The sequence below is a fragment of the Herbiconiux sp. VKM Ac-2851 genome, from assembly GCF_013205105.1.
In the GTDB taxonomy this organism is placed as follows: Bacteria; Actinomycetota; Actinomycetes; order Actinomycetales; family Microbacteriaceae; genus Herbiconiux; species Herbiconiux flava.
The window spans coordinates 25,764-47,419 of record NZ_JABMLJ010000003.1 but is presented as its reverse complement, the minus strand read 5'-3'; the positions used below and the strand labels follow the sequence as shown (position 1 = coordinate 47,419).

Below are 21,656 nucleotides of genomic sequence, written 5' to 3'. Positions count from 1 at the left end.
CGCCTAGAGGTCGCGCGGAAAGGTCTCGCCTAGAGGTCGAGCTCCTCGTAGCTCGGGGGCATCGTCGTGTCGTCGGGCTCCACCGGATTCGGTGACGACAGGCGCATCAGCTTCTCGCGCATCTCGCGCACGACCTCGTCGTTGTCGGGCTCCGGCAGCGACGACGGGGTGCTCTCGGCCATCAGCACGGTGCCCTGGTCGAGCACGAAGGTCGCCTCGACGTCGGCACCGTCCCAGCCGTAGGCGGTGAGGGTCACGGTGTCGGCGGTGTGATGACGGGCGACGGCGGCGCTGTACTCCGTGAGGGTGTCAGCGGCGTCGTCACCCACGAGGAGGGACTTGTCGGCGAAGGTCACGTGCTTCATGCCCGAGACCGTACGCGCGGGCGCGGCGGTGCGGTGGGGGCTTGCGCTCCGCCCGGGCGTCTGGCAGGAGCATCCGGGCTGTTAGCGTGAGGACGGTGACCGCCGAACGCCCGCGCCCAACGTCCCTCGCCCGCCGGGCCCGTATCGGCGCCGCCGTGCTGTTCTTCACGAACGGCGCGATCTTCGCGAACCTGCTGCCGCGCTACCCGGAGCTGGTCGAGCAGCTCGACCTCAGCAAGACCTCGTTCGGCCTCGCCGTCGCGGCATTCCCGGTGGGCGCCCTGCTCGCCGGACTGAGCGCGGGAGCCCTGGTGCGGCGGTTCCGCTCCTCGCGGGTGGCGGTGGTGGCGACCATCCTGTCGGCCGTCGGCATCCTGGTCGCGGGCTCGGGCTCGTCGTGGGCGGTGCTCGCCGGTGGACTGTTCGTCGCCGGGGCGATGGACTCGATCACCGACGTGGCCCAGAACTCGCACGCCCTGCGGGTGCAGCGGCTGTACGGGCGCTCGATCCTGAACTCCTTCCACGCGATCTGGAGCATCGGCGCCGTCTCTGGCGGCGTGCTGGGCGCGGCGGCCGCGCAGTTCGCGGTGCCGATCCCGCTGCACCTGGCGCTGAGCGGGGTGCTGTTCTCGGTGGCGGCCCTGGTCGCGTACCGCCTGCTGCTGCCCGGCCCGGAGCCGCTCGAGGTCGTGCAGCCGGCGGCATCCGTCACCGCGGAGTCGCCCTCGCCGTCGCCGTCACCGCGGGCGGGCCGGGGGCCGCTGGCGAAGTACGGCGTGCTGCTCGCGCTGGTCGTGATCGCCTCGGTGGGCGCCGTCGTCGAGGACTCGGGCGCCTCCTGGTCGGCGCTCTACCTCTCGGGCTCGCTCGGCACCTCGGCCTTCCTCGCGGGCATCGGCTTCGTCGCCCTGCAGGGCATGCAGTTCGTGGGCCGGATGCTCGGCGACGGCCTCGTCGACCGGTTCGGCCAGCGCGCGGTGGCCAGGGCCGGTGGCGCGATCGTGCTGGTGGGGATGGGGCTCGCGCTGGCCTTCCCCACGGTGTGGGGAACGATCGCGGGCTTCGGGCTCGCGGGGCTCGGGGTGTCGACGCTCATCCCCGCCGCCATGCAGGCGGCCGACGAGCTGCCCGGGTTCCGCCCCGGCACGGGGCTGACGATCGTCAGCTGGCTGCTGCGGGTGGGCTTCCTCGTCTCGCCGCCGATCGTCGGGGCGGTGGCGGACGCCACGAGCCTGCGGGTGGGCCTGCTGATCGTGCCGATCGCCGGGCTGCTGGCCCTGGTGTTCGCGGGGGTGCTCTCGACGCGGCGGGAGTCCCTGCCGGTTCTCGTGCCGTCTGTCAAGGGCCCTCAGGCCGAATAGGCCCCCCGGGGGCCCGCTGGCTACAGTCTGAGACGCACGACGACGAGAAGAGGGGTGCGGTGGGCCGGCTGATCCATGCGTCCGAGACGACGATCACCTTCGAGGACCGCACGCTCGCCCATCTGCAGACCGTGATCGGGGCGAAGTTCAGGCGCGGCGAATCGTTCCTCTTCTCCTGGCGCGACGACGCGGCCGCGGGGGGCGGGCGCACCACGATCTGGATGCACCCGCACCACTCCGTCGTCTTCGACTTCTCGGGCAGCCGGCCGCCGTCGCTCAACCGCGCCTGGGTCGAGGCGCTGATGCGCACGGCCAACTCCCCGAGCGGCCTCCAGGTGCTCCCCGAGCCCGCCGCGGACCCGGCGCCGTAGCCCCGTGCGCCCAGCCCCCGTTTTGGGGCCCCTCGGCATCCGGAGCCCGGGGCCGCCGCAGCCCTAGGCTCGGCGACGACCACCCCCATCTCGAGGAGATCGCCATGACGACCGGCAGCCCGGCCACCTATCCCCAGCAGACACAGGGCGGCGAGCCGCCGCTCGACCAGCCCTACTACGGAGCGCCGTTCGGCGTCGCCGCGAAGCGCTTCTTCCAGAAGTACGCGACCTTCTCGGGGCGGGCCAGCCGCAGCGAGTACTGGTGGTGGGCACTCGTCGTGTTCATCGTCAGCGCCGTGCTCAACATCGCCTCGCTCGCGGCGGGCGGCGCGGGAGCGGCTATGACCGGCGAGACGAGCATGACCCCGGGCGCGACCGTCGTGTCGGCGATCGCCGTCATCTGGACGCTGGCGACCATCATCCCGACGCTCGCCCTGGCCTGGCGCCGGCTGCACGACACGAACCGCAGCGGGGCGTGGTACCTGCTGATCCTCATCCCGATCGTGGGCGCGATCATCCTGCTCGTGTTCTTCGTGTCGGCCTCCGACCCGGCCGGCCGGCGCTTCGACCGCTAGGCGCGCTGCGCTCGCACCACACAGCGCTGCGCTCGCACCCCACAGCGGGGCGCTCGCACCCAGGAACACCCGAAGGGCCGGCATCGAGCCGGCCCTTCGTCGTCACGGGACTACTTCGCGAGGAAGGCGAGCAGCGCCTCGTTGACCTCAGCGGCGTGCGTCCAGAGCAGGCCGTGCGGGGCGCCCTCGATCTCGACGTAGTCGGCGTTCGGCAGCGCCTTCGCGAAGAGGCGGCCGGTGGCGTCGATGGGCAGGATGCGGTCACCGGTGCCGTGCAGGATGAGCGCCGGCACGTCGATCTTCGCGATGTCGGCGCGGAAGTCGGTGAACCAGGTCAGCGGGGCGGCGGCCGCGGCGAAGAAGCCGCTGCCGGCGGCGGTGTTCCAGCTGGCGCGCACGACCTCCTCGGAGATGCGGCTGCCGAGGTTCTCGTCGAGGTTGTAGAAGTCCTGGTAGAAGCCGGTGAAGTAGGCGTAGCGGTCGGTCTTCACGGCGTCGACGATGCCCTCGAAGAACTCCAGCGGCGCGGCGCCCTCGGGGTTGTCGTCGGTCTTCAGCAGGTAGGGCTCGAGCGAGGCGAGGAACGCGGCCTTCGCCACCCGGCCGGAACCGTAGCGGCCGAGGTAGCGGCCCACCTCGCCGGTGCCCATCGAGAACCCGACGAGCACCGCATCCGTCACGTCGAGGGTCTCGAGCACCGTGTAGAGGTCGCTGGCGAAGGTGTCGTAGTCGTAGCCGGTGGTCGGCTGGCTCGACTGCCCGAAGCCGCGACGGTCGTAGGTGATGACGCGGTAGCCGGCGTCGAGCAGCGCGGCCGACTGCTTCTCCCAGGAGTGCCCGTCGAGCGGGAAGCCGTGGATCAGCACGACGGCCTGGCCCGTGCCGTGGTCTTCGTAGTACAGCTCGACCGAGTCGCTGTTCTCGGTGCCGACGGTGATGTAGCCCATGGTGTCTTTCCTTCCGACCGTGAGAACGCTCGTTCTCATCTGCGTCCGAGTATAGGAGAACCATCGTTCTCAGCGCAAGTACACTGGTCCCATGACTGCAGAAACGGATGCCCGGGAGCGCGTGCTCGACGCCGCCGACGCCCTCTTCTACTCCCGTGGCTTCAGCGCCGTGGGCATGGACGAGGTGCGCGACGCGGCCGGCGTCAGCCTCCGGCGCCTCTACTCGGTGTTCCCGTCGAAGGAGAGCATCGTGCTCGCCATGCTCGAACGGCGGCACGAGCAGTGGACCAGCGGACTGGACGCCGTCGTCGGAACCCGGAGCGACCCCCGCTCGCGCATCCTCGCCGTCTACGACTACCTCTCGGCATGGTTCGCCGAAGAGAGCTTCCGCGGCTGCGGCTTCATCAACGCCTTCGGCGAACTCGGCGGCGTGAGCCCGGCGGTGAGCGCACTGATCCGCGCCCACAAGCAGTCGTTCCAGGACGAGATGGCGCGCCTCGCGGCCGAGGCGGGCGCTCCGCCGTCACTGGCTCCGCAGCTCGCCATCCTCGCGGAGGGCGCGCAGACCACTGCCGCGATCGCAGGCGACGCCTCGGCGGCGGGGCACGCCCGCGCCGCGGCCGAGATCCTCGTCGACGCCGCCCTGCCTTGAGTTGCGTAGGGTCCAGCGCTCTTGCGCTCGGTCGCGCGTCATATATGATGTACGAAATACCACGAGGGAGTGCGCATGGCAGCGACGACACAGTTCGGGCCGGTCGGGACGACGTCCCGCACCTCCCACGTGCTCGAGATCCTGAAGAGCGCCATCCTGAACGGGCAGCTCGAGCCCGGTGAGGCGCTCGTCGAGGCCGAGCTCGCTGGCCGGCTCGGCGTCTCGAAGACCCCCGTGCGCGAGGCGCTGAAGACGCTCGAGGGAACGGGCCTGGTGGTCATCCGCCCGTACACCGGCGCGATCGTGCGGGTCTTCAGCGACGACGACGCGGTCGCCATCTACGACATGCGGCTCCTGCTCGAGCCCGAGGCCGTGCGACGCAGCATCGCCTCCGGCGCCGACCTCACCGGCGCGGCCGACGCCCTCGCCCGCGCCGCCGCCGCGGAGAGCGGCTCGGAGCGCAGCATGGCGAACCGCGAGTTCCACCGCGCGCTCTACCGCCACTCGGGCAATCCGCTGCTGCTGCAGACCCTCGACGGCCTCCGCGACCAGATCGCGCTGATCTCCGCCGGCTCCTGGGCGCGCAGCGCCTCGTGGCAGCGGGAGGCCGAGGAGCACGCGCGCATCCTGGAGGTCGCCCAGGCGGGCGACTCCGAGGGCGCCGCGCGACTCGTGCGCGAGCACATCGCCGACTTCGCCCGGCGGCACGTCGTGCCGGCCGAGCATCCGACGCCGGAAGGGGGATCCGCCTAGAAGTGGGGAGACGGCTCGTTCACCGCCAAGATCCCGAGCCGCCCCGTCGTTCAACGCTCCTCACGGAGCGGTCACCGTCGCTTACGAAGGAGCAACGATGCTTCACAATGATACAAAACCGGCCCCCGCGGCCACGCCCGACGTCCGCCGGAAGCGCTCGAACATGCGCTGGACGATCGTGGGCTTCTCGGCCCTCGGTCTCACCATCGCCTACCTCGACCGCGCCGCGCTCGCCGTGGCGCTGCCCTTCATGGCCGAGGAGTTCGAGATCGGCCCGGCCATCCAGGGCGTGCTGCTGTCGTCGTTCTTCTGGACCTACGCCCTGTTCCAGATCCCGAGCGGCTGGCTGCTCGACAAGTTCGGGCCCCGCGTGATCTACCCGATCGCCGTCGGCTGGTGGTCGATCTGGACCGCACTGACCGCCCTCTCCACCGGCGTCGTCTCGACGATCGTCTTCCGCCTCGGCCTCGGCATCGGCGAGGCGCCCGTGCAGCCGGCCAACGTCAAGGTCGTCTCGCGCTGGTTCCCCCGCCGGGAGCGCGCCTTCGCGTCGAGCCTGTTCGACATGGGGCAGCAGATCGGCACCGCGCTGTCGATCCCGGTCGTCACCGCCCTTGCGGTGTTCGCCGGATGGCGCTTCGCCTTCCTGCTGATCGGTGTCGTGGGCGCGCTCTGGGTCGTCGGGTGGCTGGCCGTGTACCGCGCCCCCGAGAAGCACCGCCGCGTCAACGCCGAGGAGCTCGAGTACATCAACTCCGACCAGGGCGAGATGGTGGCCGCCGCGTCGACCGGCGAGAAGAAGCCCTGGCGCGCGCTGCTGCGCAACAACCAGGTCTGGGCGCTGATGTTCGGCTACGTCTTCCGCTCGCTCGCCGGCGCCTTCTTCCTCACCTGGTACCCCAGCTACCTGCTGAACGACCGGGGCCTGTCCAAGGAGGAGTTCGGCCTCGTCGGTGCGATCCCCGCCGTCATCGCGATCGGCGCGACCGTGCTCGGCGGCATCGTCTCCGACCGCCTGCTGGCCTCGGGGAAGGTCTCCGCGGGGGCCGCCCGCAAGATCCCGATCATCGCCGGCCTGGTGCTGAGCGCCTGCATCGGCTTCAGCCCCTTCATCGAGTCGAACGTGCTCGTGATGGTGGTGCTCACCGTCTCGAGCGCTGCGCACTCCTTCGCCGGCGCGGCCATCCTCAGCCTGCCGGCCGAGGTCGCCGAGTCACGCGACACCGTCGGCTCGGTCGCCGGGTTCCAGAACTTCGGCTCGCAGCTCGGCAACCTGATCAGCCCGATCGCCATCGGCCTGTTCCTCACCTTCAGCGACAACTCCTACGTCGGCCCGCTCGTCTTCGCCGCGCTCAGTTGCCTGATCAGTGCCGCGATCTACGGATTCTGGGTGCGCATCAAGCCCGTCGTCCCTCTCTCCGACGTCACGGTCCCGCCCTCCGACGCCACCGCCCCGCCCAGTGGCACCACCACCGCGCCCTCCGAAAGGACCTCGTCATGACCGCATCCGGCCTCGACCGCGACGCCCTGATCGCCCGGCTCTCCACCGTCGTCGGCATCCCCGTCGTGCCGTTCGACGAGAACGGCGAGGTCGATCATCCGCTGCTCACCGCCCTGATCGACCGCCTCGTCGTCGCCGGCGTCACGGCGCTCACGCCGAACGGCAACACGGGCGAGTTCTACGCCCTCTCGCCCGAGGAGCGCCGCGCGGTGCTCCGCACGGTGACGGATGCGGCGGCCGGCCGGGCGGTGATCATCGGTGGCGTGGGGCTCGACCTCAGCACCGCGATCGCCGACGCCCGCGTCGCCCGTGACGCCGGGGCCGACGCCGTGATGGTGCACCAGCCCGTGCTGCCCTACCTCTCGCCGGAGGGCTGGATCGACTACAACGTCGCCATCGCCTCGGCCGTGCCCGAGATCGGGGTGGTGCCCTACCTGAGCTCGACCCTCATCGGCGGCGCCGAGATCGCGCGGCTGATCGACGCGGCGCCCAACGTGGTGGCGCTGAAGTACTCGGTGCCCGACCCGGTGGTGTTCGCCACCGTGCGCTCGGAGGTGGCCGCCGCCACGGCGTCCGAGGTGCTCTGGATCGCCGGGCTCGCCGAGTCGTACGCCCCGTCGTACTGGCAGGGCGGCGCCCGGGCCTTCACCTCGGGGCTGGTGAACGTGGTGCCCGCGACCTCGCTCGCGATGCTCGAGGCGCTCCGGGGCGGCGACCCGGCGGAGGCCGAGAGCGTGTGGCGGAGCATCCGTCAGTTCGAGCACCTGCGGGCTCGGGGCCGCTCGGCCGACAACGTGGCAGTCGTGAAGGAGGCCATGCACCAGCTCGGCCTCTGCCGCCGCGAGCTGCGACCGCCGAGCGCCCCGCTCTCGGCGAGCGCCCGGGAGGAGGTGCGCGAGTCGATCGCCGACTGGCCCGCCGCGCCGCCCCTGCACTGGGACGCCGAGACGGCGGGAGTGCCGGCATGACCGTGATCGAGCGGCTGGACACCTACCTCCAGCGCGTCGGCGACCGCCCGCGGGTGCTGGTGAAGATCACCACCGACGACGGCCTCGAGGGCTGGGCCGAGGTGTACAACCACGGTCCCGACCTCGCCTTCCCGCCGCTGCTGGAGTACCTGTTCGAGCAGATCAAGGGCATCGACGCACGCCGCACCTCCTACGTGGCGCAGTTGCTGTTGCAGTCGTCGCGGTTCCCGCCCGGCGCCCTCGGGCTCGCGGCCCTCGCGGCGATCGACCACGCCCTGTGGGACATCGCGGGCAAGGCCGCCGGGCTGCCCGTCTACCAGCTGCTCGGCGGCGCGGTGCGCGACCGGGTGCGCGTCTACGCCGGACTCTACTCGGCCCCCGACGTGCCCGAGCTGCTTGATCGCACCACCCGGCTGCACGAGACCGAGGGCTTCACCGCCTTCAAGCTGAGCCCGTACCGCACCGAGCTGCACCGGCACCGCTTCGGGGTGGTGGCAGCCGAGCTGGGGCGGTACTTCGGTGAGGTGCGGGATGCGCATCCCGACGACTTCGAGTTCGCCTTCGACGCCCACGCCTGCCTCTGGTCGCCGCAGCAGGCGGTCGCGCTCGGGGCCGCCCTCGCGCCGAACGACCCGCTCTTCCTGGAGGAGCCGATCCGGCCCGAGTACCTGCCGGCCTGGGCGCGCATCCGCGCGGAGCTGTCGGCGCTGTCGGTGCCGCTCGCGACCGGCGAATCGCTATACTCCCCCAACGAGTTCCTCGGGCTGCTCTCGGTGCAGGGCGCCGACATCGTGCAGCCCGACATCTGCGTGGTGGGCGGGCTGACTCAGATGGTGAAGATCGCGCACCTCACCGAGGCCCACTACGTGCCCGTGGCACCGCACAATCCGCTCGGCCCGCTCGCGACCGCGGCGAACGTGCACTTCGCGGCGGCGACGACGAACTTCTCCATTCTCGAGTACAAGCCCGACCCGGTGTCGTGGTGCCACGACCCGTACACGCCGGTCGACGGGCACCTCGAGCTGCGGCCCGACCGGCCGGGCTGGGGCATCACGATCGATGAGACGGCCCTCGCCCACGACGACTGGGTGCACTGGGAGCGGCGGGTGCCGGTGAAGCCGGACGGGTCGACGGGGTGGATGTAGGGCACCCGCCCACCGACCCGACCCTTGAGACGAAGGAGCACGACAGCATGACCTCCATCACCACCACCGACCCGGCGACCGGAGTGCGCCGCACCCTCGACCTCGAGGAGACCGACGCGGCCGGCCTCGCCTCCGCCGTGGCGGCGGCATCCGCTGCGACCGCCCGCCTCCAGGCACTCGGCCGCACGGGCCGGGCCCGCCTGCTCGAGTCGATCGCCGACGCGCTGGAGGCCCGGCGCGACGACATCGTCGCCACCGCCGACTCCGAGACCGCCCTGGGCGCGACCCGCCTGAACGGTGAACTCACCCGCACGGCCTACCAGCTGCGCTTCTTCGCCGAGGTGCTGCGCGAGGGCTCCTACCTCGAGGCCGTTATCGACCACGCGGGCGACACCCCCATGGGCCCGCGGCCCGATCTGCGCCGGATGCTCGTTCCGCTCGGCCCCGTCGCCGTCTACGCCGCGAGCAACTTCCCCCTCGCCTTCTCGGTGCCGGGCGGGGACACCGCGGCCGCGCTGGCCGCCGGAGCGGGGGTCGTCGTGAAGGCGCACCCCGCGCATCCGGAGACCAGCGCCCTCGTCGCGTCGGTGATCGCCGAGGCGACCGACCCCGTGGTGGGGCGCGCCGTGTCGGTGGTCCACGGCTACCAGGCGGGGATCGACCTCGTGCAGGCGCCGGCGATCCGCGCCGCGAGCTTCACCGGTTCGCCCGGCGGCGGGCGCGCCCTGGCCGAGCTGGCGGCGGCCCGGCCCTCGCCGATCCCGTTCTACGGAGAGCTCGGCAGCATCAACCCGGTGCTCGTCTCGCCCGCCGCCGCGGCGGCCCGGGCCGACACGATCGCCGCCGGTCTCGCGGCGTCGATCGTGCAGGGCGGCGGGCAGTTCTGCACCAAGCCGGGCATCGCGCTCGTGCCGGCGGGCGCCGCCGGGGACACCCTCGTCTCGGCGCTGGCGTCAGCGGTCGCCGGCGTGGACGCCAAGCCGGCGCTCACTCTCGGGATGGCCGACGCCTACCGTGACGGGCTCGCCTCGTTGGCAGCCGTTCCCGGAGCCTCGCTGCTGGCCGGCGGCTCGGCCTCCGCCACCCGGTCGACGACCCCGGCCGTCGTCGAGTTCGACGGCGACGACCTGGCCGGCCGCCTGGCGGAGGAGTGCTTCGGGCCCGTGGCCGTCGTGGCGCGCTACCGCGACGACGAGCACGCCGCCCGGCTCGCTGCCGGCCTTCCCGGAACGCTGACCGCGACGCTGTTCCTCGAGCCCGGAGACGCCGGCGTGCCCTCGGCCCGGGCTGCGGTCACGGCGAGCGCGGGGCGCATCCTCTACGACCAGTACCCGACGGGAGTGGCCGTCGCCTGGGCGCAGCACCACGGCGGTCCGTGGCCCTCGACCGACTCGGTGCACACCTCGGTGGGCGCGACGTCGATCCGGCGCTACCTGCGGCCGGTCGCGTGGCAGAACGCGCCGGAGGCCGAGCTGCCGACCGAGCTGCGTGATGGCCCGGTCGATTTCCCGCGGCGTGTGGACGGGGTGCTCGTGCTGCCGTGAGGCCGCCTGCCTTCGCCTGCCTTCGCCTGCCTTCGCCGCCCTCTCCGGTGGCGCCGGCTAGCGGCGACGCGGGCGTCTCAGACCGATCCGGCGGTCGGCCCCTCTAGGCGGCGACGCGGGCGTGCGCGTCGCCGAGCAGCTCGACCGAGCGCACACGCGCGTCCGTCTCCAGGGAGGCGTGCGCCACGATGACCTCGTCGACGTCGGCCGTGCGCGCGAAGTCCTCGACGTAGTCGGCGACCTCGGCGCCCGTGCCGATGCCGGTGTAGGTCGTCATGGTGGCGACGTGCGCTCCGGCCGGGGTGGTCAGCAGGTAGTCGAGCTCGTCGTCGCCGAACTGCCGCTCGAGCGAGATGCGGCCGCTCTGCCGCAGCAGCATCATCAGCCGGGCCCGCTTCATGCGCGCGAACTGCTGCTCGGCGTCGTCACGGTCGTCGGCCGCGATCGCGTTCACCCCGGCTATGACGTGCGGCCGGTCGAGCTGGGCGGAGGGGGTGAACTCACGTCGGTAGGTCGCCACGGCGTCGTGCAGAGCATCCGGGGCGAAATGCGACGCGAAGGCGTAGGGCAGCCCGTAGGCGGCGGCGAGCCGGGCACCGAACAGCGACGAGCCCAGGATGTACAGCGGCACCCGCGAGCCGGCCCCCGGTGTGGCGCCCACGCCGGGCACCCGCGACTCGCCGGCGAGGAAGCCCTGCAGCTCGAGCACGTCCTCGGGGAACCGCTCAGACGACGCGGGGTCGCGGCGGAGCGCCCGGAACGTCGCCTGGTCGCTGCCGGGTGCCCGCCCGAGCCCGAGGTCGATGCGGCCGGGGTGCAGCGCCTCGAGCGTGCCGAACTGCTCGGCGATCGTCAGCGGGGCGTGGTTGGGCAGCATCACACCACCGGCTCCGAGCCGGATGGTCGAGGTCTGGGAGGCCACGTGCGCGATCAGCACCGCGGTCGCGCTCGACGCGATCGACTCCATGTTGTGGTGCTCGGCGTACCAGACCCGCCGGTAGCCGCTCGCCTCGGCCTGCTGGGCGAGCGCGACGGAGGCGGCGAAGCTGTCGCGCGCGGTCTCGCCGGGGGCGATCGGGGCGAGGTCGAGGATCGAGAGGGGAACGGTCATGAAAGAGCCAACGCCGGCGGGCGGCGAAGGCTTCCCGACCGGGGCGGCGGCGGCACGGCGGCCGCCGACGCCTCGCTCAGCGGTCGATGGTCGTCATGTTCGCGTCGTCGTGCCGAGCGCCGGCCGCGGGCTCGAGCGCGGTGAGGCGCTCGACCTGCTCGGGCGTGAGCGAGACCGCGTCGGCCGCCGTGTTCTCCTCCACGCGCGCCACCCGGCGGGTGCCGGGGATGGGGGCGATGTCGTCGCCGCGGGTGAGGATCCACGCGAGCGCCGTCTGCGCGGGCGTCGCCCCGATCTCGGCGCCGATCGCGCGCACCTCGTCGACCAGTCGCAGGTTGCGGGCGAAGTTCTCGCCGACGAACCGCGGGTTCGTCTTGCGCCAGTCGTCGTCGGGGATCTCGTCGGCCGACCGCAGCCGCCCCGTCAGCAGACCGTGCCCGAGCGGCGAGTACGGCACGAACCCGATGCCGAGCTCGCGCAGCACGGGCAGGATCTCGGCCTCGACATCGCGGGTCCACAGCGAGTACTCCGTCTGCAGGGCGGCGACCGAATGCACGGCGTGCGCCCGGCGGATCGTCCGCGCCGAGGCCTCCGAGAGCCCGAAGTGCCGCACCTTGCCCTCGGCCACCAGCTCGGCGACCGCACCGGCGGTCTCCTCGATCGGCGTGCCCGGGTCGACGCGGTGCTGGTAGTAGAGATCGATGTAGTCGGTGCCGAGTCTTTCGAGCGAGCCCTCGACGGCGGCCCTCACGTTCGCGGGCGAGCTGTCGATCGTGCCCGGTCCGCCGCCCGCGTGAGAGACCAGCCCGAACTTGGTGGCGACGACGACCTCGTCGCGGCGCCCCCGGAGGGCCCGGCCGACGATCTCCTCGCTGAGGTACGGACCGTAGATCTCGGCCGTGTCGATGTGGGTGACGCCGAGATCGAGCGCCCGGTGGATGGCGCGCACCGACTCATCGTCGTCCAGGCCTCCGCCGCTCGTGTAGGTGCCGGCCATGGTCATCGCGCCGAGTCCGATGCGGGAGACCTCGAGGCCGCCCAGCTGTGCGTTCTTCATGATGGGTGGGTCCTTTCGTGGTGTGGTCCCAGTCAAGAGGGCAGCCGGGCATCCTGGGAGCCACCGTCTGTAGGGTTAACGGTGGTGCCCCGTTCGCGGGCCGGATCTGTCGTAGGTTCGGGGCATGGACACTCCCGACGAGGTGCGTGAGTTCCTGACCACCCGCCGGGCCAGGATCACGCCGCAGCAGGCCGGCCTACCCGACTTCAACCTGCGCCGCCGCGTGCCCGGCCTCCGCCGGGAGGAGGTGGCTCTCCTGGCCGGGATGAGCGTGGAGTACTACGTGCGCCTCGAGCGGGGCAACGTGAAGGGCGTGTCCGAGGCCGTGCTCGAGAGCCTCGTGCGCGCACTCCGGCTCGACGACGCCGAGCGCAACCACCTCTACGACCTGGTGCGCGCCGCCAATGAGGGCGCCGCGCCCCGGGCCCGCCGGGCTGCGCCGATCCGGCCCGTCGACGCCGGCCTCCAGCAGCTGCTCGACGCCATGAAGGACGTGCCCGCCGTCGTGCAGAACGGCCGGCTCGACGTGCTGGCGAGCAACTCGCTCGGACGGGCGGTGTTCTCGCAGCTGTTCGAGCATCCGGTCAGGCCGCCGAACTTCTGCCGCTACGTCTTCCTCGACCCCCGGGCCGAGGACTTCTACCGGGACTGGACGGCGACGGCCACCCAGACGGTCGCGCTACTGCGCGCGGAGGCCGGCCGCACCCCCCGCAACCGCCGATTGAGCGACCTCGTCGGCGAGCTCTCCACGCGCAGCCAGCCGTTCCGCACGCTCTGGGCCGCTCACGACGTGCGCGAGCACAGCACGGGCGTCAAGCAGATCGTGCACCCGGTCGTCGGCGCGCTCGACCTCGACTACGAGGCGATGCAGCTCTCCTCCGTCCGTGGTCTCCAGCTCATCGCCTACAGCGCACCCCCGGCGAGCCCGGCCGCCGACGCCCTCCGGGTGCTGTCTAGCTGGGCGGCGCCGCGCGAGCCGCAGGTGCGCTGACCGCCCGACGGCTCAGACGGTCGGGGTCGGGCGCACCGCGTTGACCGCGCGATCGGCCTGCACCTCGGCGTCGGTGCCGCTGTCGAGGATCGTGTTCCGCGTCGACGCCGGGTCGACGGCGACGGCCGTGACGGCCAGGGTCTCCGCCGCCGAGGTCGCCAGCAGCGCATCCACCTGGGCCTCGAACGCCGAGCCACCCGTCGACGCGTGCACGCCCCGCGCCACGACGTGGTTCGTGGCCACGTAGTTGCCGCTGCCCGACGCCAGCCTGATCACGACCGGCCGCGCACCGGCCGGGCGGATGCTCGCCGAATCGATCACCTCCGAGACGTGGTTGCCGATGACCGAGTTGTCGCTCCCGTCGATCCGCACTAGTCCGTAGAGATCGTCGAGGCCGTTGTCGACGCCGAGGAACGGCGTCCACGGCTCGTGGTCGCGCAGCAGGTGGTTCGACGCGACGAGGTTCTCCGAGCTGCCGCCTGAGAGCACGAGCATCCGGGGATAGAACGAATGCAGCCGGTTGGCCGTCACGCTCGAGCGGCTCACCGACTCCAGGTGCACGCTGCTCGCTCCGCGCGGGAAGACGTTGTTGGCCGTGATCAGCAGCCCGCCGTGGTTCTCGGCGTAGATCGAGTAGCCGTCGGGGCCGGCACCGATCAGGTTGTCGGTGATCTTCGAGGCCTGGCCCCAGCCGCGCAGCTCGATGCAGCTGCCGCACTCGGCGACGAAGTTGTCGTGGATCGACAGCGCATCCGCGTTGCAGATCGTGAGTGCGTGCTCGAGGTAGACGAACCCCATCTCGCTGATGCGGAACGAGTCGTTGGCGCTCTCGACGTAGATGCCCGTCTTGCCGTTGACGTAGCTGTTCTCCGGATGCCGGCCCGAACGCTCGCCCGTGAAGTGCAGCCCGTCGATGCAGAAGCCCGAGAACTCGACCGAGCTGATCCGTGGGCTGCCGCTCCGCGAGACCACGAAGGCGGCCCCCTCGAGCTCGCTCGCCCCGGCGGCGACGGGCAGGTCGACGAGGATGCGGCTGCCTCCCGGCCACAGCTCGTGGAGGTCCGGCCACTCCTCCTCGGGCACGTTGAAGCGGATGCTCGACGAGGTGAACCCGTGGCCCGACCCCTCGATCCGGAGGAAGCTGAGGTCGATGAGCACCTGGGTGCGCAGCCGGTAGTCGCCCGGCGGGATCACGATCACCGCGCCGGGCCGGCCGCCGTCGGAGTCGACCGAGGCCGGCTGGCGGCTGTGGATGTCGGCGATGATGCTGTTCAGCACCTCCCCGATGTCCTGGGCGGGATCGCCGACGGGCCACGTCGTGACGTCGTAGCGGTTGGCGGTGCTCATCAGTTGCCTCTCTCTGAAGGTGCGGGTGCGGGTACCAGTGCCGGGACGGCGACCTCGTGCCGTCGTGGGAGATCGGCGCCGGGACGGCCGACCGTGATCGCGGCGCAGGCGGCGGCGAACCGGGCGGCCTGCAGGATGTCGTCGAAGGCGGCCGCCCGCACCCTCCCGGCACCGATCGAGGTGGTGAGGCCGAACAGCAGCCCGGCCATGAACGAGTCGCCGGCGCCGATCGTGTCGGACACGTCGACGATCGGCGCGGAGACGTCGGCCGTCTCGGCTCCGACTCGCAGCAGGCTGCCGTCGCCACCCCGGGTGACCACGACGATCGACGCGCCGAGCCGCGCGTAGTGGGCGGTCACCTCGAGCGGATCGAGCTCGGGATGCAGCCAGCGCGCATCCTCGTCGCTCAGCTTCACCACCGTGCTCGCCCGGGCCAGTCGCTCCACGAGCGGGAGCACTTCGCCGCGGCTGCCGAGCACCGACGGCCGGATGTTGGGGTCGAACGACCGCAGCACTCCCCCGTCGACGGACTCGAAGCACCGGGCGACCGCGCCCGACCCGGGTGCCATCAGCGCCCCGATCGATCCGGTGTGCACGAGCTCGAAGCCGGTCGTGGGCAGTTCGGCGACGTCCCAGGCGATGTCGAAGTCGTAGCTCGCCGATCCGTCGGGGCCGATCGTGGCGGTCGCGCTGGAGGTGCGGGTCGCGGGGTCGATCGAGCCGGGCGCCAGCCGCACCGCCGAGTCGGCGAGATGGTGCGCGATCGCGCGGCCCCGGGCATCCGTGCCGAGGCGGGTCGCCAGGGTGACGGATGCTCCGAGCCGAGCGAGACCGATGGCGACGTTCATCGGGCTTCCGCCGGGGTGCTCCTGCCGCCCGTCGGGGGTCGACACCACGTCGACGAGGGCCTCGCCGACGACGAGCAGCTCAGTCACCGGCGGATCCTCCGACCGGGCGGGGCGCCGCGACCGAGTCGCGCCGCACCAGCGGGCAGGAGAGCACCGCGGGCTGGTAGCTGTCCTTCGTCGCGGAGTCGGCGTCGCCCACCATCAGCTCGGCCAAGGCGCCGAGGGCCCACTCGCCCATCTCGAAGTGCGGCAGGGCGACGGTGGTGAGGGCCGGGTAGAGGCCTTCGGCGATCAGTTCCTGGTTGTCGAAGCCGACGATCGAGAGGTCGGCGGGGATGCGGAGCCCGAGCTCCGCCGCGGCCCGGTAGGCACCCATGGCCATGCGGTCGTTGTAGCAGAACAGGGCGGTCGGCCGGTCGGCGTCGTCGCGGTCGAGCACCGCGAGGGCGGCCTTGTAGCCGCCGGGGGTCTCGGACTGCTCGGCGACCACGAGTGCCGGATCGAACTCCACGCCCGCCTCGGCCAGCGCGCGCCGGTAGCCGGCGAGGCGGCCGCGGGTGGCCGGGACGTCGTCGGAGTTGGTGACGAAGCCGATGCGCCGGTGGCCGTGCCCGATCAGCTCGTCCACGGCGACGTACGCTCCGCCCTCCTCGTCGGGCACGACCGACGGCACGCTCCCGTCGTGCGAGGTCGAGTCGATCAGCACCGTCGGAACCGACCGCAGCGAGCGTGGGAGGTCGATCTCGCGGTGGTACATCGTGGCGTAGAGCACTCCGTCGACCTGCTGGCGCAGCAGGGCATCCGTGTCGCGCTGGATGTCGAGCTCGTCGCGGCTGGTGTTGATGAGCACGAGGGTGAGGCCGCGCTTCCGGGCCGCCTCCTGCGCACCGAGGATGATGCGGCCGGCGTGCGGGGTGGTGGCGATCTCCTCGCTCAGCAGCCCGATCATCTCGGACTGCTGGCGGCGCAGGCTCCGCGCGATGCGGTTCGCGCCGTAGCCCAGCCGCTCGGCCGTGGACTTCACCCGCTCGCGGGTCTCGTCGCTGGCACGCGCGAACTCCACGTCGTTCAGGATGTGCGAGACCGTGGTCACCGAGACCCCCGCCTCGCGGGCCACGTCCTTGATGCCTACCGCTTTGCGTGCCACTGTGTCCCCTTGGATGCTCGAGGCCGGGCGATTCGGCTCGCGACCATTCTCACCGAGTCGGTCACCCTTTCACCGCCCCGGCGGTCAGTCCGGCGACGATGTGACGCTGCAGCACGAGGGCGAGCAGGATGACCGGCACCGAGTACAGCACCGCGAGGGCGGTCATCGCGCCCCAGTCCAGGCCGAACTGGGTCTGGAAGTTCGCGATCACGATGGGTGTCGTCTGCGAGCGCGTGGCGGTGAGCAGCAGCGCGAACAGGAACTCGTTCCACGACGCCAGGAAGGCGAAGATCGCGGTGACCGCGATCCCTCCCGCGGTGACCGGCAGCACCACCCGCCAGAGCGCGCCGAGCCGGCTCGCACCGTCGATCTTGGCCGCCTCCTCGAGCTCCTCGGGCACGGCCTCGAAGAAGCTCGACATCAGCCAGATCGACAGCGGCAGCGAGATGGTGGCGTGGGCGATCGCCAGGGCGAACGAGGTGTCGGAGATGCCGAGGCTGCGGAAGATGCCGATCATCGGCACACCGATCACGATCGGCGGAACCATCCGCATCACGAGGGCGCCGACGATGAAGAAGCGACCGAAGCGGGTGCGGAAGCGGGTCACCGCATACGCCGCCGGCAGCGCCAGCACCAGCGAGATGGCAGTGCTGAGCACGGCCGTCACGACGCTGTTCACGAACGAGGCGACCACTCCGTCACGGCCGATGGCCGAGGCGTAGTTCTCGATCGTCCAGCTCGAGGGCAGCACGGTCGGGGGCACCGCGATGGTCTCCAGCGGCGTCTTGAACGAGGTGAAGAGCATGTAGAGGAAGGGGAAGCCGTAGAGCACGACGAGCAGCACGAGGGCGACCCAGAGGATGGCCCGGGAGCTCGTTCGGGTGGTTTCGAGGCCGTTCATCGGGTGTTCCCACTTCCGGGTCGCCAGATGAGCAGGATGGCCGCGACCGAGACCGCGAGCATGGCCACGAGGTAGACGGTGCCCATGGCACTCGCGAGGCCCGGGTCGCCGAACCGAACCATGGTGCGGTAGACGAGCAGCGACATCGTCTCGGTGCTCTGCTGAGGGCCGCCGTTGGTCTGGATCAGGATGACGTCGAAGGCGCGGGCCGCGTCGATGCCGCGGAGGATCAGGGCCACCGCGATCACGGGCCTCAGCAGCGGGATGATGATGCGGAACAGGATCGTCGGGTAGCGCGCCCCGTCGAGCCTCGCCGCCTCGATCACGTCGCCGGGGATGTTCTGCAGGCCCGCGAACAGCACGAGCGAGATGAACGACGTCGTCAGCCAGATGTCGGGGATCGCGACCGAGAACAGGGCGATGTTCGGGTCGCTCAGCCACTGGATCTGGCCCGGGTCGCTGAGGATGTGGGCATCCGTCAGCAGCTGGTTGACGATGCCGAAGTTGTCGATCAGCAGGAAGCGCCAGAGCAGACCGGCGACGATCGGGGCGATCATCAGCGGGTAGAGGAAGATCGTGCGGAACACCCGCGAGGAGTTGCCGAGGGCCGTGAACATCAGGGCGACGGCGAGGCCGAGCACGAACTCGAAGACCACCACGATGACGGTGTAGACCACGGTGCGCCAGGCGGCGTTGCCGAAGTCGCCCGAGGTGAACGCCTCGACGTAGTTGTCGAGGCCGACGAAGGTGCGCGGGCCGCCGGCGAACTTGCTGATCTCGAAGAACGAGTCCGAGACGAACTGCACGAGCGGCCACGCCACGAAGACGGCGAGGAAGGCGGTGGCCGGAAGCATCAGGAGGAAGGCGAACCGGCGATCGGTGAGACGCACGAGGAGACTTTCGGGTCGGGGGCGGATGGCGGGAGAGCGCTGCGGCGCCCCGGTCGGGTCGGGGCGCCGCAGCCCGGGTCACTCGGTGATGGACTCCACCTGCGCCTTGGCGTCGTCGAGGAGCTGCTGGTTGTCAGCGCCCGGCACGACGGCCTTCTGGAGCATCGGGATGAGCGCCGAGTCGACGATCTCCTGCCAGTTCGGATTCGCCGGCCGCGGGATGGTCGCGGTGGCGTTCAGGGTGTCGACCAGCGGCTTGTAGTTCTCGTAGCCGGGCTCGTCCTGGTACTTCTCGAGCACCGAGATGCGCGAGGCGAGGCCGAGGTCGGTGTCGACGGACAGCTCGTTGTGGTCGTAGGCGTACTGCACGAACTCGAGCGCCTTCTCCTGCTTGCTCGTGCCGGCAGGCACCGAGAGGTACCAGGCGCCGGGCACGCCGGCGACCCCGCCGGGGCCGCCCACCATCGTGGTGACGCCGACCTTGCCGGTGACCGCCGCGTCGGCGGGGATCTGCTTGTAGGCGTGCGCCCAGAAGCGCATCATCGCGAGCTGGCCCTGGTTGAAGAGGTTCTGTGATCCGGCCCAGTCCAGCTGTGCGGCGCCCGACGGCGCGTACGGCAGCAGGCTGGTGTAGAAGTCGAGCGCCGCGAGGCTGTCGGCGTCACCGAGGGAGACGGTGCCGTCGTCACCGACGACCATGTCCTTCTCGCCGGTCTGCGAGAGGGTGGCGAGCCACTCGGTCTCGACAGCGCCCTTCACGTCGGTGCCGTACACGTCGACCTGGCCGTCGCCGTCGGTGTCCTGCGTGAAGAACTTCGCGACGTCGGCGTACTGCTCCCAGGTGGTGGGTGGGACCAGGTCGTAGCCGTACTCGGCCTTGAACTTCTGCTGCTGGGCCGGGTCCTCGAAGAGGTCGGTGCGGTAGTAGAGGATCTCCGAGTTGGTCCAGGCGGGCATCCCGACGAAGGAGCCGTCGACCTGCGCCTCGGTGACGAGCGCCGGGAAGAGGTCGGACTGCACCTCGTCGGTCATCATGTCATCCAGCGGCGTCAGCGCCTCGGCGAAGGTCGGCAGCCAGATCGAGTCGAGGGCGGCGACGTCGAACGAGAGCGAGCCCGAGCTGAACTCGCTGTTCAGCCGGTTGTAGAGGCCGTCGTAGGGCAGCTCGACGAAGGTGACCGAGGTGCCGGTGTCCTTCTCGAACTGGTCGGCGATGGGCTGCAGCTCGCCGTGACCACCGGCCTCGACGAGCACGGTGATCGAGTCGTCGCCCGCGGCAGGGGCTCCTCCTCCGGCACCGCAGCCCGAGAGGACGACGGCGGTGGCGACTGCGAGGGCGCCGGCGGCTCCGGCCAGGACCCGGCGGGACACCGGTCGGTGTGTGCGAAGCATCATCACTTCGACTCCAATTCTGTGCGACGTTGCGTGATTGCGAGGGTACGTGCCGTGGGTGCCGGCGCGCATCGCCGTGGCGACAGGAATGACAATACGTTTTGCCAAATCGTCTTGTCAAGTCCATACTTGTCGAGCAGACCCGCCATCGACGGCGGCAGCAGAAGGAGCCGCCCTTATGACGCACGCGACGCGCGCCCGCCCCCGCTGGCATTTCACGCCCGGTTCCGGCTGGATGAACGACCCGCTCGCGCTCACCTGGCACAACGGCCGCTACCACCTGTTCTTCCAGTACGTGCCCGACCGCACGACGTGGGCTCCCGAGTGCCGCTGGGGCCACGCGAGCTCCCCCGACCTGATCTCGTGGACCGAGCATCCGGTCGCCCTCGAACCGGGCGACGGCGACGACGGCATCTGGTCGGGCTCCCTCGCGGTCGACGACGAGGGCCGCGCCACGATCTTCTACACCGCGGTCTCGACGCCCGAGTTCGGGGTGGGCCGCATCCGCACCGCCACCCCGGCCGACGACGACTGGCTCGTCTGGACCAAGGGCGACGTGGTCGCCGAGGCGCCGCCGCTCGACCTCGTGGCCTTCCGCGACCCCTTCGTGATGCGCGACGGCGAGAAGTGGCGGATGCTCGTGGGCACCGCCATCGTCGGCGGCGACGCCGCGGCGAGCTCGTTCGTCTCCGACGACCTCGGTTCCTGGTCGTTCGACGGCCTGGCGGCATCGCGTAGCACGAGCGAGACCGACCCGGTGTGGACGGGCGCGCTCTGGGAGTGCCCGCAGATCTTCACCATCGACGGCCGCGACGTGATGGTCACCTCGGTCTGGCAGGACGACGAGCTGCACTACGTCGCCTACGCCGTGGGCTCCTTTGCCGACGGCCGCTTCGCTGCGAGCAGCTGGGGGCGCCTGACGTACGGCGACAGCTACTACGCGCCCTCGTTCTTCCGCGACCGCGACGGCCGGCCCTGCCTGATCTCGTGGATGCGCGGGGCGAGCGATCCCGACGTCGGCCGCAGCAGCGCGCTCAGCGTGCCGCACGTGCTGCGGCTGGAGGGCGACACCCTCGTCGCGGCGCCGCACCCCGCGGTCGCGGAGGCCTCGGCTGCCGCACGCGCCCCGATCGCCGTCGGCCAGGAGTGGGCCGCGTCGAGCGCCGACGGCACGCTCACTCTCCGGCGTGAGCTCGACTCGGTCGTCTGCACCTGGCAGGGCGCGGAGACGGTGGTGCCGGCCGGCGACGGCGCGGTGGAGGTGCTCGTCGACGGCGAGACCGTCGAGGTGTTCACGGGGGCGGCGCTGTTCGGGGTGGGGGCGGCGTCGCCGTTCGCGGTGCAGTAGGCGCCGGCTGACCGCGGGGTCGCACGAAGCGACGAGAGTGCCGGCCGAATTGACGCGAAGTCTCGGATGAGACGTCATCGTTCAGCGGCCGACAAGACTCGTGACCATGCGGTTTCGACGCCGACGATGGCGATACCGCGCCCATCTGCGTCAGCTGTAGCGGTGGTCGCGCCGCCGCCATAGGGGGCGTCACCGCGTACGAAATCGTCATCGTGGTGGATGAGAAGCGCGAGAGCAGGCCCGCCTCGCCGTGTGAAGCTAAGCATGGGGAAGACCGCCATCGGCATCGCCGGCGGGTGATCGCGAAAGGCCGCCGCGGTGTCTCGCTCTGACCTTTGAGCGCCAGTGCCCATCACCGCGAACGGGCCTCTCAACCGGCGAGGACAGAGGTAGCGTCAGGGGAATGCGGCAAATCGAGTACTCGACAGAAGGTACATTATCG

21 protein-coding genes are annotated in these 21,656 nt (G+C 71.3%); 11 read left to right on the top strand and 10 right to left on the bottom strand.

Annotation, left to right across the window (positions count from 1 at the left end):
* Positions 1-29 precede the first annotated feature (29 nt).
* Complete coding sequence (locus HQQ85_RS13130; RefSeq protein WP_173183014.1) at positions 30-365, bottom strand: hypothetical protein; 336 nt, start codon at positions 363-365, stop codon at positions 30-32.
* A 95-nt stretch (positions 366-460) separates the two neighbouring features.
* On the opposite strand from HQQ85_RS13130, the gene HQQ85_RS13125 reads away from it, so the two are divergent.
* The 3 genes from HQQ85_RS13125 (at position 461) to HQQ85_RS13115 (ending at position 2,672) form a co-directional block, all read left to right on the top strand.
* On the top strand, positions 461-1,726 hold the full coding sequence (locus tag HQQ85_RS13125) for an MFS transporter (RefSeq protein ID WP_371741894.1): 1,266 nt from the start codon (positions 461-463) through the stop codon (positions 1,724-1,726).
* Between the two features lie 59 nt (positions 1,727-1,785).
* Complete coding sequence (locus tag HQQ85_RS13120) at positions 1,786-2,097, top strand: ATP-dependent DNA ligase (protein WP_173183013.1); 312 nt, start codon at positions 1,786-1,788, stop codon at positions 2,095-2,097.
* Between the two features lie 104 nt (positions 2,098-2,201).
* Positions 2,202-2,672 carry a DUF805 domain-containing protein gene (locus HQQ85_RS13115; RefSeq protein ID WP_173183012.1) on the top strand — a complete coding sequence of 157 codons (471 nt, stop codon included), beginning with the start codon at positions 2,202-2,204 and terminating at the stop codon, positions 2,670-2,672.
* A gap of 110 nt (positions 2,673-2,782) precedes the next feature.
* On the opposite strand, the gene HQQ85_RS13110 is transcribed toward HQQ85_RS13115, so the two are convergent.
* On the bottom strand, positions 2,783-3,619 hold the full coding sequence (locus HQQ85_RS13110; protein ID WP_173183892.1) for an alpha/beta fold hydrolase: 837 nt from the start codon (positions 3,617-3,619) through the stop codon (positions 2,783-2,785).
* A 91-nt stretch (positions 3,620-3,710) separates the two neighbouring features.
* Between HQQ85_RS13110 and HQQ85_RS13105 the strand changes: the two genes are divergently transcribed.
* The 6 genes from HQQ85_RS13105 to HQQ85_RS13080 all read left to right on the top strand — a co-directional run bounded on the left by HQQ85_RS13105 (position 3,711) and on the right by HQQ85_RS13080 (position 10,182).
* Positions 3,711-4,271, top strand: coding sequence for a TetR/AcrR family transcriptional regulator (locus tag HQQ85_RS13105; protein ID WP_173183011.1), 561 nt, complete (start codon positions 3,711-3,713; stop codon positions 4,269-4,271).
* A gap of 75 nt (positions 4,272-4,346) precedes the next feature.
* On the top strand, positions 4,347-5,024 hold the full coding sequence (locus HQQ85_RS13100; RefSeq protein ID WP_173183010.1) for a GntR family transcriptional regulator: 678 nt from the start codon (positions 4,347-4,349) through the stop codon (positions 5,022-5,024).
* Between the two features lie 97 nt (positions 5,025-5,121).
* Positions 5,122-6,525 (top strand): MFS transporter, encoded by a 1,404-nt coding sequence (locus tag HQQ85_RS13095; RefSeq protein ID WP_173183009.1) that lies wholly within the window; start codon positions 5,122-5,124, stop codon positions 6,523-6,525.
* The gene (locus HQQ85_RS13090) at positions 6,522-7,493 is read left to right on the top strand and encodes a dihydrodipicolinate synthase family protein (protein ID WP_173183008.1); all 972 of its coding nucleotides are present in this window, start codon (positions 6,522-6,524) and stop codon (positions 7,491-7,493) included. The genes HQQ85_RS13095 and HQQ85_RS13090 overlap by 4 nt, the downstream gene beginning before the upstream one ends.
* Positions 7,490-8,638 (top strand): mandelate racemase/muconate lactonizing enzyme family protein, encoded by a 1,149-nt coding sequence (locus HQQ85_RS13085; protein WP_173183007.1) that lies wholly within the window; start codon positions 7,490-7,492, stop codon positions 8,636-8,638. The genes HQQ85_RS13090 and HQQ85_RS13085 overlap by 4 nt, the downstream gene beginning before the upstream one ends.
* A gap of 47 nt (positions 8,639-8,685) precedes the next feature.
* Positions 8,686-10,182, top strand: a complete 1,497-nt coding sequence (locus tag HQQ85_RS13080) for an aldehyde dehydrogenase family protein (protein WP_173183006.1) — start codon at positions 8,686-8,688, stop codon at positions 10,180-10,182.
* A 103-nt stretch (positions 10,183-10,285) separates the two neighbouring features.
* On the opposite strand, the gene HQQ85_RS13075 is transcribed toward HQQ85_RS13080, so the two are convergent.
* Both HQQ85_RS13075 and HQQ85_RS13070 read right to left on the bottom strand, forming a co-directional pair.
* Positions 10,286-11,293, bottom strand: coding sequence for an LLM class flavin-dependent oxidoreductase (locus HQQ85_RS13075; RefSeq protein ID WP_173183005.1), 1,008 nt, complete (start codon positions 11,291-11,293; stop codon positions 10,286-10,288).
* 76 nt (positions 11,294-11,369) lie between these two features.
* Positions 11,370-12,350: an aldo/keto reductase gene (locus HQQ85_RS13070; protein WP_173183004.1), complete on the bottom strand. Its 981-nt coding sequence runs from the start codon at positions 12,348-12,350 to the stop codon at positions 11,370-11,372.
* A 124-nt stretch (positions 12,351-12,474) separates the two neighbouring features.
* On the opposite strand from HQQ85_RS13070, the gene HQQ85_RS13065 reads away from it, so the two are divergent.
* Positions 12,475-13,341, top strand: coding sequence for a helix-turn-helix transcriptional regulator (locus HQQ85_RS13065; protein WP_173183003.1), 867 nt, complete (start codon positions 12,475-12,477; stop codon positions 13,339-13,341).
* 12 nt (positions 13,342-13,353) lie between these two features.
* Here the strand turns inward: HQQ85_RS13065 and HQQ85_RS13060 are convergent, their stop codons facing one another.
* The 6 genes from HQQ85_RS13060 to HQQ85_RS13035 all read right to left on the bottom strand — a co-directional run bounded on the left by HQQ85_RS13060 (position 13,354) and on the right by HQQ85_RS13035 (position 19,845).
* Positions 13,354-14,688 (bottom strand): NosD domain-containing protein, encoded by a 1,335-nt coding sequence (locus HQQ85_RS13060; protein WP_173183002.1) that lies wholly within the window; start codon positions 14,686-14,688, stop codon positions 13,354-13,356.
* Positions 14,688-15,623 carry a carbohydrate kinase gene (locus tag HQQ85_RS13055; RefSeq protein ID WP_173183001.1) on the bottom strand — a complete coding sequence of 312 codons (936 nt, stop codon included), beginning with the start codon at positions 15,621-15,623 and terminating at the stop codon, positions 14,688-14,690. Before HQQ85_RS13055 ends, HQQ85_RS13060 begins: the two co-directional genes overlap by 1 nt.
* Positions 15,616-16,683 (bottom strand): LacI family DNA-binding transcriptional regulator, encoded by a 1,068-nt coding sequence (locus HQQ85_RS13050; RefSeq protein WP_173183000.1) that lies wholly within the window; start codon positions 16,681-16,683, stop codon positions 15,616-15,618. Before HQQ85_RS13050 ends, HQQ85_RS13055 begins: the two co-directional genes overlap by 8 nt.
* 61 nt (positions 16,684-16,744) lie before the next feature.
* Positions 16,745-17,584, bottom strand: coding sequence for a carbohydrate ABC transporter permease (locus HQQ85_RS13045; protein WP_173182999.1), 840 nt, complete (start codon positions 17,582-17,584; stop codon positions 16,745-16,747).
* On the bottom strand, positions 17,581-18,474 hold the full coding sequence (locus HQQ85_RS13040; RefSeq protein ID WP_173182998.1) for a carbohydrate ABC transporter permease: 894 nt from the start codon (positions 18,472-18,474) through the stop codon (positions 17,581-17,583). The genes HQQ85_RS13045 and HQQ85_RS13040 overlap by 4 nt, the downstream gene beginning before the upstream one ends.
* A 78-nt stretch (positions 18,475-18,552) precedes the next feature.
* Entirely contained in the window at positions 18,553-19,845 is a 1,293-nt protein-coding gene (locus tag HQQ85_RS13035; RefSeq protein ID WP_371741893.1) for an ABC transporter substrate-binding protein, read from the bottom strand.
* A 199-nt stretch (positions 19,846-20,044) separates the two neighbouring features.
* Between HQQ85_RS13035 and HQQ85_RS13030 the strand changes: the two genes are divergently transcribed.
* Positions 20,045-21,214, top strand: coding sequence for a glycoside hydrolase family 32 protein (locus HQQ85_RS13030; protein ID WP_173182997.1), 1,170 nt, complete (start codon positions 20,045-20,047; stop codon positions 21,212-21,214).
* Positions 21,215-21,656 lie beyond the last annotated feature (442 nt).

Bases quoted from the DNA above. Each gene is read 5' to 3' on its own strand.
- HQQ85_RS13130 (WP_173183014.1), bottom strand. From the start codon at position 365: ATGAAGCACGTGACCTTCGCCGACAAGTCCCTCCTCGTGGGTGACGAC.
- HQQ85_RS13115 (WP_173183012.1), top strand. From the start codon at position 2,202: ATGACGACCGGCAGCCCGGCCACCTATCCCCAGCAGACACAGGGCGGC.
- HQQ85_RS13110 (WP_173183892.1), bottom strand. From the start codon at position 3,619: ATGGGCTACATCACCGTCGGCACCGAGAACAGCGACTCGGTCGAGCTG.
- HQQ85_RS13105 (WP_173183011.1), top strand. From the start codon at position 3,711: ATGACTGCAGAAACGGATGCCCGGGAGCGCGTGCTCGACGCCGCCGAC.
- HQQ85_RS13100 (WP_173183010.1), top strand. From the start codon at position 4,347: ATGGCAGCGACGACACAGTTCGGGCCGGTCGGGACGACGTCCCGCACC.
- HQQ85_RS13095 (WP_173183009.1), top strand. From the start codon at position 5,122: ATGCTTCACAATGATACAAAACCGGCCCCCGCGGCCACGCCCGACGTC.
- HQQ85_RS13090 (WP_173183008.1), top strand. From the start codon at position 6,522: ATGACCGCATCCGGCCTCGACCGCGACGCCCTGATCGCCCGGCTCTCC.
- HQQ85_RS13085 (WP_173183007.1), top strand. From the start codon at position 7,490: ATGACCGTGATCGAGCGGCTGGACACCTACCTCCAGCGCGTCGGCGAC.
- HQQ85_RS13080 (WP_173183006.1), top strand. From the start codon at position 8,686: ATGACCTCCATCACCACCACCGACCCGGCGACCGGAGTGCGCCGCACC.
- HQQ85_RS13075 (WP_173183005.1), bottom strand. From the start codon at position 11,293: ATGACCGTTCCCCTCTCGATCCTCGACCTCGCCCCGATCGCCCCCGGC.
- HQQ85_RS13070 (WP_173183004.1), bottom strand. From the start codon at position 12,350: ATGAAGAACGCACAGCTGGGCGGCCTCGAGGTCTCCCGCATCGGACTC.
- HQQ85_RS13065 (WP_173183003.1), top strand. From the start codon at position 12,475: ATGGACACTCCCGACGAGGTGCGTGAGTTCCTGACCACCCGCCGGGCC.
- HQQ85_RS13060 (WP_173183002.1), bottom strand. From the start codon at position 14,688: ATGAGCACCGCCAACCGCTACGACGTCACGACGTGGCCCGTCGGCGAT.
- HQQ85_RS13045 (WP_173182999.1), bottom strand. From the start codon at position 17,584: ATGAACGGCCTCGAAACCACCCGAACGAGCTCCCGGGCCATCCTCTGG.
- HQQ85_RS13030 (WP_173182997.1), top strand. From the start codon at position 20,045: ATGACGCACGCGACGCGCGCCCGCCCCCGCTGGCATTTCACGCCCGGT.